The sequence below is a fragment of the Candidatus Dormiibacterota bacterium genome, from assembly GCA_035544955.1.
GTDB lineage: Bacteria > Chloroflexota > Dormibacteria > CF-121 > CF-121 > CF-13.
In genome coordinates, this window is sequence record DASZZN010000049.1 from 72,209 (window position 1) to 86,017 (window position 13,809).

General features: G+C 66.8%; 15 protein-coding genes and 1 pseudogene. 7 read left to right on the forward strand and 9 right to left on the reverse strand.

The genetic code is table 11. From position 1 onward, the window contains the following. Positions 1-4: 4 nt before the first annotated feature. Entirely contained in the window at positions 5-940 is a 936-nt protein-coding gene (locus VHK65_17745; GenBank protein HVS07994.1) for a Ku protein, read from the forward strand. 29 nt (positions 941-969) lie between these two features. On the opposite strand, the gene VHK65_17750 is transcribed toward VHK65_17745, so the two are convergent. Together VHK65_17750 and VHK65_17755 are read right to left on the reverse strand one after the other, a co-directional pair. Then, entirely contained in the window at positions 970-1,518 is a 549-nt protein-coding gene (locus tag VHK65_17750) for a Tim44-like domain-containing protein (GenBank protein ID HVS07995.1), read from the reverse strand. 43 nt (positions 1,519-1,561) lie between these two features. Next, positions 1,562-2,023, reverse strand: coding sequence for a GNAT family N-acetyltransferase (locus VHK65_17755; GenBank protein HVS07996.1), 462 nt, complete (start codon positions 2,021-2,023; stop codon positions 1,562-1,564). Positions 2,024-2,046: 23 nt separating this feature from the next. Between VHK65_17755 and VHK65_17760 the strand changes: the two genes are divergently transcribed. Next, a complete protein-coding gene (locus VHK65_17760) occupies positions 2,047-3,126 on the forward strand; it encodes a 3-oxoacyl-[acyl-carrier-protein] synthase III C-terminal domain-containing protein (protein HVS07997.1) in 1,080 nt (359 codons plus the stop codon). After that, positions 3,123-3,704 carry an isoprenylcysteine carboxylmethyltransferase family protein gene (locus VHK65_17765; GenBank protein ID HVS07998.1) on the forward strand — a complete coding sequence of 194 codons (582 nt, stop codon included), beginning with the start codon at positions 3,123-3,125 and terminating at the stop codon, positions 3,702-3,704. Before VHK65_17760 ends, VHK65_17765 begins: the two co-directional genes overlap by 4 nt. Here VHK65_17765 and VHK65_17770 read toward each other — a convergent pair. Continuing rightward, entirely contained in the window at positions 3,691-4,860 is a 1,170-nt protein-coding gene (locus VHK65_17770; GenBank protein ID HVS07999.1) for an FAD-dependent oxidoreductase, read from the reverse strand. The genes VHK65_17765 and VHK65_17770 overlap by 14 nt on opposite strands. Before the next feature lie 23 nt (positions 4,861-4,883). Here VHK65_17770 and VHK65_17775 point away from each other — a divergent pair. Continuing rightward, positions 4,884-4,973 (forward strand): annotated as a pseudogene (locus VHK65_17775) (ribulose bisphosphate carboxylase small subunit). Positions 4,974-4,993: 20 nt separating this feature from the next. On the opposite strand, the gene VHK65_17780 reads toward VHK65_17775, so the two are convergent. Continuing rightward, positions 4,994-5,377: a hypothetical protein gene (locus VHK65_17780; protein ID HVS08000.1), complete on the reverse strand. Its 384-nt coding sequence runs from the start codon at positions 5,375-5,377 to the stop codon at positions 4,994-4,996. Between the two features lie 137 nt (positions 5,378-5,514). Here VHK65_17780 and VHK65_17785 point away from each other — a divergent pair, with 137 nt between their 5' ends. Beyond that, the gene (locus VHK65_17785) at positions 5,515-5,709 is read left to right on the forward strand and encodes a DUF2277 domain-containing protein (protein HVS08001.1); all 195 of its coding nucleotides are present in this window, start codon (positions 5,515-5,517) and stop codon (positions 5,707-5,709) included. On the opposite strand, the gene VHK65_17790 is transcribed toward VHK65_17785, so the two are convergent. Together VHK65_17790 and VHK65_17795 are read right to left on the reverse strand one after the other, a co-directional pair. Then, positions 5,706-7,430: a GAF domain-containing sensor histidine kinase gene (locus VHK65_17790; GenBank protein HVS08002.1), complete on the reverse strand. Its 1,725-nt coding sequence runs from the start codon at positions 7,428-7,430 to the stop codon at positions 5,706-5,708. The two genes, VHK65_17785 and VHK65_17790, sit on opposite strands and share 4 nt — an antisense overlap. 85 nt (positions 7,431-7,515) lie before the next feature. Continuing rightward, positions 7,516-7,956, reverse strand: a complete 441-nt coding sequence (locus VHK65_17795; protein ID HVS08003.1) for an SRPBCC domain-containing protein — start codon at positions 7,954-7,956, stop codon at positions 7,516-7,518. 52 nt (positions 7,957-8,008) lie between these two features. On the opposite strand from VHK65_17795, the gene VHK65_17800 reads away from it, so the two are divergent. Continuing rightward, the gene (locus VHK65_17800; GenBank protein ID HVS08004.1) at positions 8,009-8,362 is read left to right on the forward strand and encodes a metalloregulator ArsR/SmtB family transcription factor; all 354 of its coding nucleotides are present in this window, start codon (positions 8,009-8,011) and stop codon (positions 8,360-8,362) included. After that, positions 8,355-8,783, forward strand: coding sequence for an SRPBCC family protein (locus VHK65_17805; GenBank protein ID HVS08005.1), 429 nt, complete (start codon positions 8,355-8,357; stop codon positions 8,781-8,783). The genes VHK65_17800 and VHK65_17805 overlap by 8 nt, the downstream gene beginning before the upstream one ends. 6 nt (positions 8,784-8,789) lie before the next feature. On the opposite strand, the gene VHK65_17810 is transcribed toward VHK65_17805, so the two are convergent. From VHK65_17810 to VHK65_17820, 3 genes are all read right to left on the reverse strand, one after another. Next, positions 8,790-10,172, reverse strand: a complete 1,383-nt coding sequence (locus VHK65_17810) for an NAD(P)/FAD-dependent oxidoreductase (GenBank protein HVS08006.1) — start codon at positions 10,170-10,172, stop codon at positions 8,790-8,792. Continuing rightward, positions 10,172-12,814, reverse strand: coding sequence for an adenylate/guanylate cyclase domain-containing protein (locus VHK65_17815; protein HVS08007.1), 2,643 nt, complete (start codon positions 12,812-12,814; stop codon positions 10,172-10,174). The genes VHK65_17810 and VHK65_17815 overlap by 1 nt, the downstream gene beginning before the upstream one ends. Then, positions 12,811-13,809 (reverse strand): NAD(P)-binding domain-containing protein (locus VHK65_17820; GenBank protein ID HVS08008.1); only part of this gene is annotated, 999 nt, incomplete at its 5' end. The genes VHK65_17815 and VHK65_17820, both read right to left, overlap by 4 nt.

Below are 13,809 nucleotides of genomic sequence, written 5' to 3' on the forward strand. Positions count from 1 at the left end.
GAGGATGGCGCGTGCGGTGTGGTCGGGAACCATCAGCTTCGGCCTGGTCAGCGTGCCGGTGCGCCTATACCCGGCAACCCGACGGAAGGACGTTCGCTTTCACGAGATCGATCGGTCGAGCGGGCAGCGGATCCGCCACCAGAAGGTGATCGAGGTTGCCGCCGCCACCCCAACCCTCCCAGAACGTCTCAAACGCTCGCTTGGCACTAAAGCGCCGCTCGCGTGGGCCGACGGGCCCGGCGGGGGGAGGGTCGGGGTGGGGGGTGACCCGACGCCCCGCCCGGTCACCCGGGACGATGTCGTCAAGGGGTTCGAGGTCGCCAAGGACCGCTATGTCACGGTCGATCGCGAGGAGCTGGAGGAGCTCGCCCCCGAACGAACCCGGACCATCGACGTCGAGCAGTTCGTCGACGCGTCCGCGGTCGACCCGATCTACTTCGACGTCAGCTATTACGCCGTGCCCGACCGGGATTACGAGCGTGCCTATGGGTTGTTGGTCGATGCCATGCGGGACACCGGGAAGATGGCGATCTGCTGGTTCGTGCTGCGCCGCAAGCGATACCTTGCCGCGCTTCGTCCGCATGGCCGGCTCATGGTGCTGACCACCATGTTCCATGCCGACGAGATCCTGCCGGCAGCTGGCCTCGAACCGTCCAAGCCCGCGGACCTAAGGAAGAACGAACGCGAGATGGCGTCGCTGTTGATCAACACCCTATCCGGACCTTTCGAGCCCGAGCGTTATCCCGATGCGTATCGCCAGCGCCTCACTGCGCTGATCGAAGGCCGGGCCGCCTCTGCCCGCCCGGCGGGAATCGGGGTGCCGGCGGGCACCGGAGTGCAGGACCTGATGTCAGCGCTGCGGGCCAGCGTCGAGCAAGCGCGGCAGGCGTCCAAGAACCGCGGGAAGCCGGCGGCGCGGCGCAAGCGAAAGAGCGCCTGAGGCTCGAACCGGTCGGATCGGAATCGCCGTTAGCTGGCTAGGCGCCAGTCAGCCGGGCCACCCACCTCGTCGAGGAGCCAGTTGGGGTTGCCCGGATGTCGGACAAAGGTCCAGTATTCGGTAAAGCCATCTGGAATTGGTGTGCCGGTGGGCATCCGTCCGCTACGTTCGTCCAGGGCGCCAATGACGACGGTGCCCTCGAACTCGACGGTGATGATGTCGGCGTCAGGTTCGACAAGAATCCGGGCAATGCTCGCGGTGTCGATATCGAGCCGAGTGAGCACGGTCCGGCGATGCCGGGCTGACTGGGCGTCCGCGCGCGCCTTCCATTGGTTGTACATGAGGTCGGTGAGCTGGGTCCGGAACGACTCCAGCGTGCGGTCGGCCCGGGCCTTCTGCAGGGTCATGAAGGTGGCCTTTGCCTGGTTAAGGAACGACGCGTCGTCGAACGAGGGATCGCGGGCAAGCAGCTGCTGCCGGGACTGGGCTGTCACCGACTGCCCGCTGACCTTGGCGAGCCGCTGAATATCGTCGTCGGTGTCAAACGGGTCCTTCTCAAGCGGGGGGAATTTGGGCATTTGGGGTATATCGCCGACCTGCGGAATTCCCTGCGTCCTTTACTCAGCGGTCGGGGTGATCGCTGGGGGTCGCACTATAGGAGACCCAGGGGCCGCGCCGGCCGCCGTGGCGGTCGTAGAAACGCTGGGCGCCCTGGTTGTCAGCGGCGGTGACCCAATCAAGTCGGGCGTAACCGTGCACCGTTGCGTAAGCCAGGCTGGCGTCGAAGAGCGCCGCGCCGACGCCACGATTGCGAAGGGAGGGGTCGACAAAGAGGTCGTTCATGACGAGGATGCGCTCGGCGACCAGCGTGTCGAGACAGGCGTACAGGCTGGCGAAACCGTGAAGGCGGCCTGCCTCCTCGGCGACCAGCTGGACACCAAGCCCCGGATCCCGCTCCAGCAGATCAAGCATAGTCGCGATTTTCGACACGGCAGGAAAGGGGGTGCGGTAGAAGGCGAAATACCCCTTGATCAACTCGAGCAGCTGGGAGCGATCTTCACGTTCGGCCGGACGAACGACCATCGCGTCAGCCTAGCATCAGACTGATGACATCTACAGCGAGCCCCGGTGTGGGAAGGCGAGCGCGACGGATGCCACTCGGCCACGCGCAGATCGCCGGCATGGCGACCGCGGTGCCGTCGACCACGGCCACCGTGGACGAGGTGTGGGACGCACTCGGCCGGGTACGCGGACGCCGCATGCCAAAGCTTCAGGGTGCGGAGGGGGCGCGGACCCGGTTTTTCGCCGAACCACTGACGTCCCTCATGGAGCGCCGGAGTCAGAGTCAGCAAACGGACGCCTATCTCGAACATGCTCGGGTGCTGGCCCGGCAGGTGTGCTGCACGGCCCTGGAACGAAGCGGCTTCGCACCCACGGGCATCGGCCTCGTGATCGGTGTGTCGTGCACCGGCGTCGTGCTACCATCGCTCGACGCCGAACTGATCCCGTTGATCGGCCTGCGGCCGGACGTCGCCCGGCTCCCGATCACGGAGCTCGGATGCGGCGGCGGGGTAGCAGGGCTGGCGCGGGGGCTCGACTACCTGCGCGCCTACCCGCAGCGGGGCGTGCTGCTCTTCGCCGTCGAGATCCCGTCGCTCACGTTCCAGCCCGACGATCGCTCGGTCGACAACCTCGTGGCCGCGATTGTCTTTGCCGATGGCGCCGGGGCGGTGGTCCTGCGTGGGGGTGACGGCCCCGGCTGGACGCTCGAGGACGTCGGCACGGTCCTGGTGCCGGAGGGCGCTCGCCATCTTCGCTACGAGCTGCGCGACGGTGGGCTTCGTGTGATTCTCAGCCGCGAGCTTCCTGATGTGGTGGAGAAGCACCTGCGTGGTGCGGTCGAAACGTTTCTCGGGGAGGCCGGCCTCGGTCTGGCGGACCTCGACGGGGTTGCCGCGCACCCGGGAGGGCCGCGCATCGTCGACGCCATCGAACACGCGTTGGACCTTCATCCCGACGCGCTGGCCACCTCGCGCTCGGTATTCGCGGGCAATGGCAACGCGTCGAGCGCCGGCATCTTCTTTGTGCTCGAGGAGATGCAGCGCAGCGGAACGAAAGGTCGGGTGCTGGCCATCGCACTCGGTCCAGGTCTTTCAATCGAGCTGGCGCTGATGCGGCTGTCGTGAGTCCCCGGCGGTACGCGGCGGTCTTACTCGCCTTTGGTTCGCAGCGGGGCCTCGAGCTGCTCTACTCTGCGCGGAACGAGCGATTGATCCGAGGCCGCCAGCCATCCGCGCCGCAGGCTGGGAGGTCGATCTTCAAGTGGATCGCTCTTGTCAATGTCGGCCTCTTCACGCTTCCCGCCCTCGAGCGGTGGTGGCGCGGGCATCCACCGCCTCCCGCGACTGCCGCGGCCGGCTGGATCGCATCGGTGTCCGCGCTCGCCCTTCGCCTCAGCGTGCTGATCAGTCTCCGGGGATCATGGACGGTGCGCGCCGTGGTGCCGAGCGATTTGCGCATTGTCGACCGCGGCCCGTACCGCTTTATCCGCCATCCGAACTACGTCGCACTCGGCCTCGAATTCCTCGGCCTTCCGCTGATTGGCGGCGCCTATGCCAGTACAGTCGTTCTCGGCGTGGCCAATGCTCTGCTGCTCCGCCGGCGGATTCAGGAAGAGGACGTGCTGCTGATGGCGATCCCGGCGTACCGCGAGCGGATGGCGGACAAGCCCGCCTTCCTGCCGCGCCTGGTCAGCGGCCGCTGAACATCCGGATCCACTCCCGCGGAGTGACGCGGTTGAATCCCCAGTAGCCGAAGCCGATCCCGAGCAAGGTCGTCAGCGTCTGGGGAGCGCGTTGATGGCTGCGCATGGCGCGCTCGACCAACGCCGGTGTGCGGCTCAACCGGAGGAACAGCGCGGCCACGCGACGCGGGTCTTTCGTCAGCCGGCGGTGCAGCTGCCGGTAGGCACGCTCGGGATTCGGGTTGTCCAGGGCGGCAGCGAAGGCGCGTGCCTGGCGCAGGCCAGCGGCGATGCCCTCTCCGGTGATGGGGTCGGTGAACCCAGCGGCATCGCCGATCAAGAAGATGCCATCGCGGGCAACCGTCGACGCGCGATACCAGAAGGGACCCACGGCTGAAACGGAACCAGCCATCTCCGCGTTGCGCAGCGCCGGCCGCAAGGACTGGGCGACCTCTCGGTAGTTCGACTCGAGCCGGCCGCCGAACTCGCGCATGCGATCCTGGTAGCAGAGCAGTCCGACCATTCGCTGGTTGCCAGCCACCGGACCTTCGTAGACCTCGAGGCCACGGTCGAAAGTGATCCGCACCCAGGGATCGACGGGCCCGTCCATCGTCCAGTGGGCGACGATGCCGTAGCGGTGGGGCGGACGCGGGCCAACCGTCCAACCCAGGCGATGACGAAACGCGGAACGCAGGCCATCGGCCACGGCCACGAAGCGAGCGCGGACCTCGCCGGCCGCGGTGATCACCGTCGCCATGCCATCGGTGCCCGTTCTGACATCGCGCGCTTCCGTGTTAGGGCAGAACTGGATCCGGGAATCGTGACCGAGCGCGTCGACCAGGCGAGCATCGAAGGTGAGCCGCCGGATTCCCAGTCCCGCTTGTTCGCCGTCATGCTCGGGAAAGGGCACCGCCACCTGTGGTTGCTCGGCCAACCCGAACTGGATTCCCTCGAGCGGTGGCGCCCCGCTCGAGATGACCCCATCCTCGAGGCCAAGCTCGCGCAATGCCGGCCGCCCGCCTGGCATCAGCCCTTCACCACATGGCTTGTTGCGGGGAAAATCCTGCTTGTCGAAGATGATCACCCGATGGCCACGTCGCGCGGCAAAGAGCGCCGCGGCGGCTCCGGCCGGCCCAGCGCCAACCACCGCGACATCGGCGTCGAGCGCTGGTATCACTCGGTCAGTGGCAGCTCACCGAGATCGAGACCTGTAGGGCTGCCAACCCGCGCTGCTACGTCAAGCTGATCGGTCATGACCGGCGCCGCCAGACGCAGGCGGTCAGCTTCGTGGTCCACCGGCCCAGAAGCTGCTACGGCGCTGGCGGATTCTCCGGGACGAGTGATTCGGGCTTTTTCGTTTCGGCGGCGGGTTCCGCGCTTCGCTCCGCACGCTTCGAACGGGACGGCGCCGTGGCGGCCGCTGTGGGTTCGCTCGGGACGGTGACCTGCGCCGGTAGCTCACCGTGCACCCGGCCGGGCAGGCGTGAACTGACAAACCCGCGCCAGCGGCTGGTGCGCTCCACCGCGGCCTGCGCAGCGCCCGAGAGTTGGTGAAGCGCCGCCTGGCGTCGAGCGTTGCCCCGTTCCCGGTCACCCAGGTAAGCGATGGCTGCGCCGGCGACTGCGGCAACCCCGAGCCACAGCCGGCTTACACCCGACTTCGCGCGCAAATTTCTCTGGTCTTGTGACTTCATGGCATGTCCCCTTGCAATCTCATGCAGCGGCGAGCGGTGAACTCCTAATAGCGTATCCCAATTCTTACGTCAGCTGCCGCCATCGACGACGCGCGGGCCGGGCCCGCCTCCAGCCTCTCTTTTGTCAGACTTACGGTATGTGCCGAAGTATCAAGACGCTCCGCCGCCGTGACGAAAAGCCAACCGACCAGGAGATTCACGACGCCGCCCTGCAGTTCGTGCGCAAGATCAGCGGCTACCGCGTGCCGTCACGCGCCAATACGCCGGCGTTCGAATCGGCGGTGCGCGACGTGAGCGCCAGCTCGCGCCGCCTGCTCGACGCGATCGCTTAGGACGTCGCCAGCCGCAGGCGCAAGACGAAGGTCGAGCCCTTGCCTGGCTGGCTCGCCTGCAACTGCAGTGAGCCGCCCATCTGCTCGGCCAGGCCGCGGCTGAGGTAGAGGCCAAGGCCGCTTCCCGGTTTTTCCTTGGAGAGCCGGTCGGTGCCCCGGGCAAATCGCTCGAAGATCCGCGGCTGGTCAGCTGGTGCGACACCAATGCCGTCATCGGCAACGGTGATCGCCACCTGGGCCGCATCGCGCCGCGCCTGCATGCGGATGGTCGGAGAATGGTCGCTGTAGGTCAGGGCGTTGTTGAGGAGGTTGTCGAGGATCTTCCCAACCATGACCGGGTCGGCCAGCATGGTGCCCTCGTCACCTTGCTCAATCTCTATCGTCCCTTTGACCAGCTCGGCGCGGGGCCTCGCCCGCGCCACTGCCGCTTGCAACGCTTCCATGACCGAGAGCGGCTCGGCTTTGGGTATCAGAATCCTCCCTTCGAGGCGTGCCACCGTAAGGAGTTCGTCCGCTAGAAGCTTGGCTTCCTCCGTCTTTCGCTGGGCGGTCGCGAGGATATCCTTCAGGGTAGGCGGCAGTTCACCGAAGGCACCTTCCATCGCCATCCCCAGGTAGCCGCTGGCGACGGTGAGGGGCGCGCGCAACTCGTGGACCGCCATGCTCATGAAGTCGCTCTTCGCCTGCTCCGCCTTCTGGGCCTGGGCGATCAGGCGGGCATTGCGCAGCAGGAGGGCGCCAAGCGTGGAAAAATGCTGCAGGGACTGGACCGCGACGGGCTCAAATGGCTCATCGATCTTGCGGCCCATCGCCAGCAGCCCGATCGTCTCGCCGCCGACCGCCAGCGGAGCGACCAGGAAGCGTCGATACGGCTGGACCACGGACTCGAGGCCTTCCGGGGCGCCGGTGTACTCCGCTGCGGTCAGTTCGACTGCGCGCCCTTTTGAGACCCCCGCCAGCACCCTGGGCATGAGCGGCCAGCGGCTGCCGACGAGCTCCCCCGTCGGGGTCGATTCGATCACCATCTCGCTGCCTTCGAGCCGCGCAAGCGACGTCCCGTCGGCGTCAACCGACGCGCCCGCGCGCTGCAGCAGGCGGCGCAGCACCTCATCCAGGTGCACCTGGCTGGCGACGTCCTCGGCCGCTTCCACCGCGAGGCGCAGCCGCGCAGCCGTCTCGTCGGCCCGCTTTCGCGCCGCTTGCCCCTCCTCATAGAGCCGGGCGTTGCGCAGCGCGAGCCCGGAGATCGTTCCCAGCAGCGTCAACGCCGCCAGGTCCGCCGACGTGAACGCCCGATCCTCGTAGCGACTGAACACCAGCATGCCGACTGCCCGTCCGCCGTGGACCAGTGGGACCACCGCCACGTGGCGTACGCTGCTGAGCGCCTGACGGAACTCCGGCGCGGCCTTGTCGGCCGCCAACCGACCGCCGAAGGTGGGCTGCAAGGTGTCGATCGCCTCTTGCACCAATGGCTGTCCCCCGAAGTAGTCGGCAGAGTAGCGTTGCCCGACCCAGGTCAGCTCGCCCGCCCGGCCGTAGGTGGCCTCGATCACGACGTGGTCGTCGACCAGGCTGGAGAGGGTGGCTCGATCCGCCTGCACGGCATGCGTGCCGCGCTCCAGGATGCGGGCGATGACCTCCCGCGGATCGAGGGACCCGGCGACGTCGAGGGCGATCTGGATGAGTTCGCCGGGGTCCTCGTTTGGCTCATGTGCCAACATGCCGCTGGAAAGATTACCGCAAGTGACACGGGGGTGCGTTATGACATCGACGGCAGCCGACAAGCTGCCATCGTCGATGTAAGCGCTAGCGCGTCGCGAAGGCGAAAAGTGGGTTCGGCTTGCCGGTCTCCGCGTATTGCTTGAGGCGCTCGACGATGAGGCCCCAGGTGTAGTTGATCGAGCCGAGGTCATCCTGCGAGACGGATGCCGGCCAGTCTGCGTGGCGGAATAGGACGCTGGTCTCGCCGTTTTCGGCAGGGGAGATGTCCCAGGTCACGGTCGTCCCATCCCAGTTGGGGAAGTCGGCGAGCGCCGTCCATTTGACCCGCGTTCCCGGCTTCAGCTCGTCGATTCGCATCCGCTGCGACGGCCCGCCAAAACCGAAGGTGGAAATCGAGCCAACCTTGGGCTCGCTCTGGCTCGCCGACGTCCAGAAGGCGCCGAGCCCTTTGGCCGTCGAGACCGCCTCATAGATCTGCGCGGGAGTCGCCTTGACATTTACCTGATGCACCAGCGGAGCGGCCATGTTAGCATCCTCCTAAAGGAACGACTTAATTTAGAAGTAGCTTAAATAAGGCATGCCCAGAACGCAAGTCCGAGCTCGCAATCACCCGCTCGAAGCCGCCATGGAGGCGATCGCCAGTCCGCGGCGGCGCCAGATCTTGCGGCTGGTCTGGGGTGCGGAGCACTCCGCCGGTGAAATCGCCTCGACGGTTCGCGATGTGAGCTGGCCGGCGGTTTCCCAGAACCTACGAGTCCTCAAGAATTCCGGCCTGATCACCGAGCGGCGCCAGGGCACCCATCGCTACTACAAAGCCGATCGGCGGGCGCTCGGCCCGCTCGAGGTCGTGTTACGACAGATGTGGGCGCGCGATCTCGGCCGGCTGCGCGACCTCGCTGAAGAGGAGGTCGGTCGGAAGCGGCATGGTTGAGGACCTGACGGGCGCGATCGAGATCACGCAGCGGATCGAGGCGTCACCCGACATCGTGTTCGCCTACCTGACGGACCGGCACCGCTTCGTGAAATGGATGGGCGTCGGCGCCGAGCTCGATGCGCGGCCAGGCGGACGGTTTCGCATCGACGTCGACGGCGTGCACATCGCGAGTGGGGAATACCAGGAGATCGATCCGCCGCGCCGGCTGGTGATGACCTGGGGTTGGGAGGGCCATGCGACCGTCCCGCCTGGATCGACGACCGTCGAGATCACGTTGACGCCCGAGCAGGGTGCGACCGTGCTCCGGCTGCGTCACCTCGGACTGCCCGACGAGGGCGAACGCCGCCAGCACACCGAAGGCTGGAGGCTCTACAGCAGCCAGCTCGCCGAGTCGGCGGCGGCTGGAGGTCGAAACTAGCGGCCTTCAGCGCATCGGGCTGTGCGCGTCGGGTCCGAGCTTGCGCACCGCCTCGCCCGAACCGCGGTAGAACGTCGGATAGGCGTAGATCAGATGGCGCAGCTCATCACTGGGAATCTGCATCTTGATCGCGAGCTCGAAGATGCCGAGGAGATCGCCGCCCCGGGGACCCATCGTCGTGGCACCGACCAGCACCCCGCGGTCGGCGTCCTCGACGACTTTGATGAAGCCATCGTTGCCCGGTCCGTGGATCCAGCCGCGGGAGGTAACGGATGCCTTCTGGATCCCGGTCCGAACGTTGAGCCCCTTCTTCTTCGCCTGCTCCTCGGTGAGGCCGGTCGCGCCCACCTCCGGGTCGGTGAACGTGACCCGAGGCTTCGCTCGATAGTCGGCGCTGGGCCCGGGCTTGCCCAGGATGTCGTCGATCGCGATGCCGGCATGGTAGATCGCCATGTGGGTGAAGCCGCCGCTCACGGTCACGTCGCCGATCGCCCAGATCCGCTCACCCACACGGAGATGGTCATCCGGTTCGAGCAGGCGCGCGGATGGATCGAGGCCGACCGTTTCCAGGCCGATGTCCCCCAGGTTGGCGCGACGTCCAGTTGCGACCAGCAATGCCTGACCCCCGACCTGGCGCCCGCCCTCCAGGTTGACCGCGATCGCGTCACCGTGCGGCTCGACCGACTGGGCGCGGCTATTGAGCCAGAGCTCGACGCCGTCGCGTTGCAGCACCTCGCCGAGCACCGCGCTGGCCTCCGGCTCCTCCAGCGCCAGCACGCGGTTCATGCCTTCGATGATCGAGACCTTGACCCCGAAGCGAGCGAACACCTGCGAAAGTTCGACGCCGATCGCGCCGCCGCCGAGGATCACCAGGGACTCCGGGAGCTCTTCGACCTTGACGGCGTCGCGGTTCGTCCAGTACTTGACGCGGTCGAGGCCGGGGATGGGTGGCACGGCGGGCGACGTTCCGGTCGAAATCACGATCCCGCGCGAGGCCTCGTACGTGGTGCCGTCGACCGAGACCTTGCCGGGGCCGGCGAGTCTCCCGGCCCCCCGGACGAAATGGCCGCCCTTGCCCTCGAATCGCTCGACCGCGACCTGGTCGTTCCAATTGTCGGTGGCCACGTCGCGGATGCGCCGCGCCACGGGTTTCCAGTCCGGCTTCACGGTCGAGTCCCCGGCGAAGCCCGGAATACGACGGCCTTCGGCGAGCATGTCATCGGCGCGGATCATCATCTTCGTGGGAATACAACCGAAGTAGGGACACTCACCGCCGACCAGGTTGCTCTCAATGCCGACCACCGACAGTCCCTCGTCGGCAAGGGAATTGGCGACTTCCTCACCGCCGACGCCCATGCCGAGGACGACGACGTCGACGCGCTCAATCATCACCCGCTCCCTGTTGTCGTGGTACCAATTTCCAGCGCATAGGCGACTGCCTGTTTGAGGCTCATCGCCTGCCCGTCGGCCCAGACCCGTGCCGCTTCGTCGTCATTGAGGCCCTCCCGGCCCGAGCGGCCTTCCTCCTCACGAAGCAAGCGCCCCAGGCCGGTGCCGCTGCTTACCTGATGGGCGCTGGCCGCGGCCCACAATCGGCCCGCGCGCAGGAAATCGCCTTCGTGGCGTGCGAGGGCGGAGAGATTGTCGAGCTGGAGAACTATCCCGGGAACGTCCCCAGCGGCGGCGAAAAGCTGAATGGCTTCGATCCATGAAGCGCGCGCACGCTGGTAGTCGCCGAGGTTGAACGTCACCAGGCCGAGGGTGTGAATCGACCAGCCAAGACCGAACTGATCATCCAGTTTGCGATTCAGCGCCACGGCCTCCTCCAGCACCGGCCGAGCGTCCGCGTACTCCTTACCGAAGAACAACGCATTGCCGATCCCCCAGAGGACCCTCGCGACCCCCGTTTGGTCGCCGATCTTGCGGTACAGGGGAAGCGCTTCCTCAAACATCGGTCTGGCCTCTGCGATGGCCGTCCGGCTGACCACCCTCGGAAAGGCGGCATTGTATAGAGCATTGGCTAACGCCCGGTCGTCTCCAAGCTTGCGGGTGAGTTCGAGACATTCGTCGTAGAAACGCTGGGCGAGTTGCATGTCCGCTTGCCAGTAGGCCAGTCCGCCCGCGGCTTCGAGGGCGGCCAGCCGCTCTTTTGGGAACTTGCCGCTATCGCGCATCGCGAGCACGCCATCCATGCGACGGCGCCCTTCATGCAGGTGGCCGCGCATCTGCCAGAACCGCCACAAACCGGCCGAGAGTTCCATCGCGCTGCGGGCGTCACCGGAGGCGACCGTCCAGTCCAGCGCCGCCCGAAAGTTATCGTTGTCGTCTTCGAGCCGATCGAGCCATTCCTTTCGTCGCGGACCGAAAAGGTGTGGCTGCGCCTGGTGCGCGAGCGCGATGTACGCCTTGACGTGACGGTCGCGAATCAGGTGGGCTTCGCCACTTTCCTCCAGCCGCTCCGCGGCGAAATCGCGAATCGTCTGCAGCATCAGGAAGCGTGGTTCGTCGAAGTCGGGAAGGCGGCGCAGCAGGCTCTGGTCCGCCAGTTGATCCAGCGCGTCGACGACATCCGCGCCGATATCCTCTGAAGGGCCACAGACCGGTTCCAGCTGTTCCAGGTTGCCGCCTCGGGCAAAGACTGAGACGCGAGCGAGCAGGCGCCGGGCGCCTTCATCCAGCATGTCATAGCTCCAGAGGATCGCGCCGCGAAGCGTCTGCTGCCGCGCGGGGGCGTCTCGTGCCCCAGTGCCGAGGGCGCTCAGCGATTTCTCCAACCGGCTCAAGAGTGCCTGCGGCGAAAAGAGCTTGACGCGCGCGGCCGCGAGTTCGATCGCCAACGGCAGTCCGTCGACACGCTCGCAGATCCCCGCAATCGCCGGCGCATTCTCATTGGTCGCCTCGAAATCCGGCTTCACCGCGACGGCTCGCTCGATGAACAGCCGCACCGCTTCGAACTGCGAGAGGGCGGCCAGTCCGGGCAACGCCTTGAGGTCAGGCATTGCCAGCGGAGGGACCGGAAATTCCTGCTCACCCGAAACGCGCAGGACCGTCCGGCTGCTGACGAGCACGCGCAGCCCGGCGCTTCCCTCGAGCAACTGGGTCGCGATGGGCGCGGCTTTGAGCACCTGCTCGAAGTTGTCGAGCACCAGCAGTGTTTGTTTTTCTCGCAGGTGGTCGAGCAGGGCGTCGATCGGCCGGCGGCTGCCGGTCGTCGAGACAGCCAGCGCCTGCGCGATCGCCGACGCGACCAGTTCCGGGTCATGCACGGCGCTGAGTGGCACGAAGTAGACGCCGTCCGCGAACTGGTCCAGGAGCTCAGCCGCAATTTCCAGGCTGAGGCGCGTTTTGCCGGTGCCGCCCGGGCCGGTGAGGGTCAGAAGCCGGGAGCGGGACAGCAACTGCTTGGCCTCGCGGACCTGGTCATCGCGGCCGATGAAGCTGGTCAGCTGGGTCGGGAGATTGTTCGGCGTCGCCTCCAGCGTCTTCAGCGGTGGAAAAACGGAGGGCAGACCCTCGACCGTGAGCTGGAACAGGCGTTCCGGCCGGGCCAGGTCCTTGAGGCGATGCATACCCAGGTCTTTCAGCGTCAGACCGGGTGCCAACACGTGATCGACCAGTGCCCGAGTGGTTTCGGAAACCAGCACCTGACCGCCGTGGCCGGCGCTCGCGACGCGGGCGGCCCGATGGACGTCCAGGCCGAGGTATTCATTGCCGACCAGCGTGGCTTCGCCGGTGTGCAGACCGATCCGTACCCGGACCTGCCCGTCGTCCGGCCAGGCGTGCTTCGCCAGCATCTTCTGGACGGCGGCGGCGCCGGCGCAGGCTTCCAGTGCGCTCTTGAAGACGATGAAGAATGAATCGCCCTCGGTGCGGAGCTCGTGGCCGCCGTTGGCGGCGAGCGCCTCGCGCTGGATCGTGTGATGGGCGAGCAGGACGTCGGGGTAGCGCTCGCCGAGTTGCTGGATCAGCCGCGTCGACCCCTCGATATCGCTGAAGAAGAACGTGACCGTCCCGGTCGGCAGCGTGCTCATGCAGGCGACGCCGCTCCGCTCAACACCGGCTCGAGGGCGTTGCGCAGCTCGTCCTGGTGTTCGCGGCCGGTGAAATCCAGCAGCGGGTCCGGTGCCAGCGCGTGCTCCGTCACGGACCCGGCCTTGCGGACGTAGACGACCGGGTACGGATTCCCCTGGCCGTTCGACTCGAGCGTAGCCGCGATGGCGTCGACGCCACCCGCGTCGAGGAAGTGTTGAAGCGGCACGATGCCGTCGTTTAGGATCCCGGCGTCGCGATCGAGATTGATCACGCGGGCCAGGTAGGCGCGCTGATGCCAGAGCTCTGGGCCGTTGCTGATCTGCTCGAGCAGGTAGGGGACGATGCTCGCTTCGTCGAGGCGCTCTCGCATTGCGGGAACGCCGAACTTCGTTTCGGCCAGGTGCCGGGCCAGCACGCGGGCGTTGTACCGATAGCCCTGAACGGCCCCGGAGTTGCTCGGGATACCGTGCTTCTTGAGTCCCCCGGCGCCCTGGGTGATCGTTCCGGCGAAGAAAATGCCAGGCCTGGTCGCGCTTTCCCAGAAGGGCGTCTGGGCCGGAAGCCGGCTCGGGCCGAAGGTCGCCACCCCCAGCGCGGGCAGGTCGCGAAGGGGCGCGACGAATCCAGTTGCGGCGATGACGTCGTCCGCCGCCATGGTGAGCTCCCGCCCGGCCGCATTCCGAGTGCGGACCCGATACCCGGCGCCATCCTTCATGACCTCTTCGATGGTCGTGTCGAGAAGGATGACCCCGCCCGCCAGCGCCGCGTCCTCGTAGGGCTGAACATAGCGGGCGCGCACACCGACCAGGGTGTGCGTGTTGACGGAGAGCTTGGTCGGGCTCGGGGAAGCTAAAACCAGCTGCCGAGCCCAGGGCAGCAACCCGGTCGCGATTTCGAAACCAGAATTCTGCTTGCCCACGATGAAGACCCGCCGGTCCTTGTACGTTTCGACGGGACGGAAGTCGCCATAGTGCGGCACCTGCTCCAAACCGGG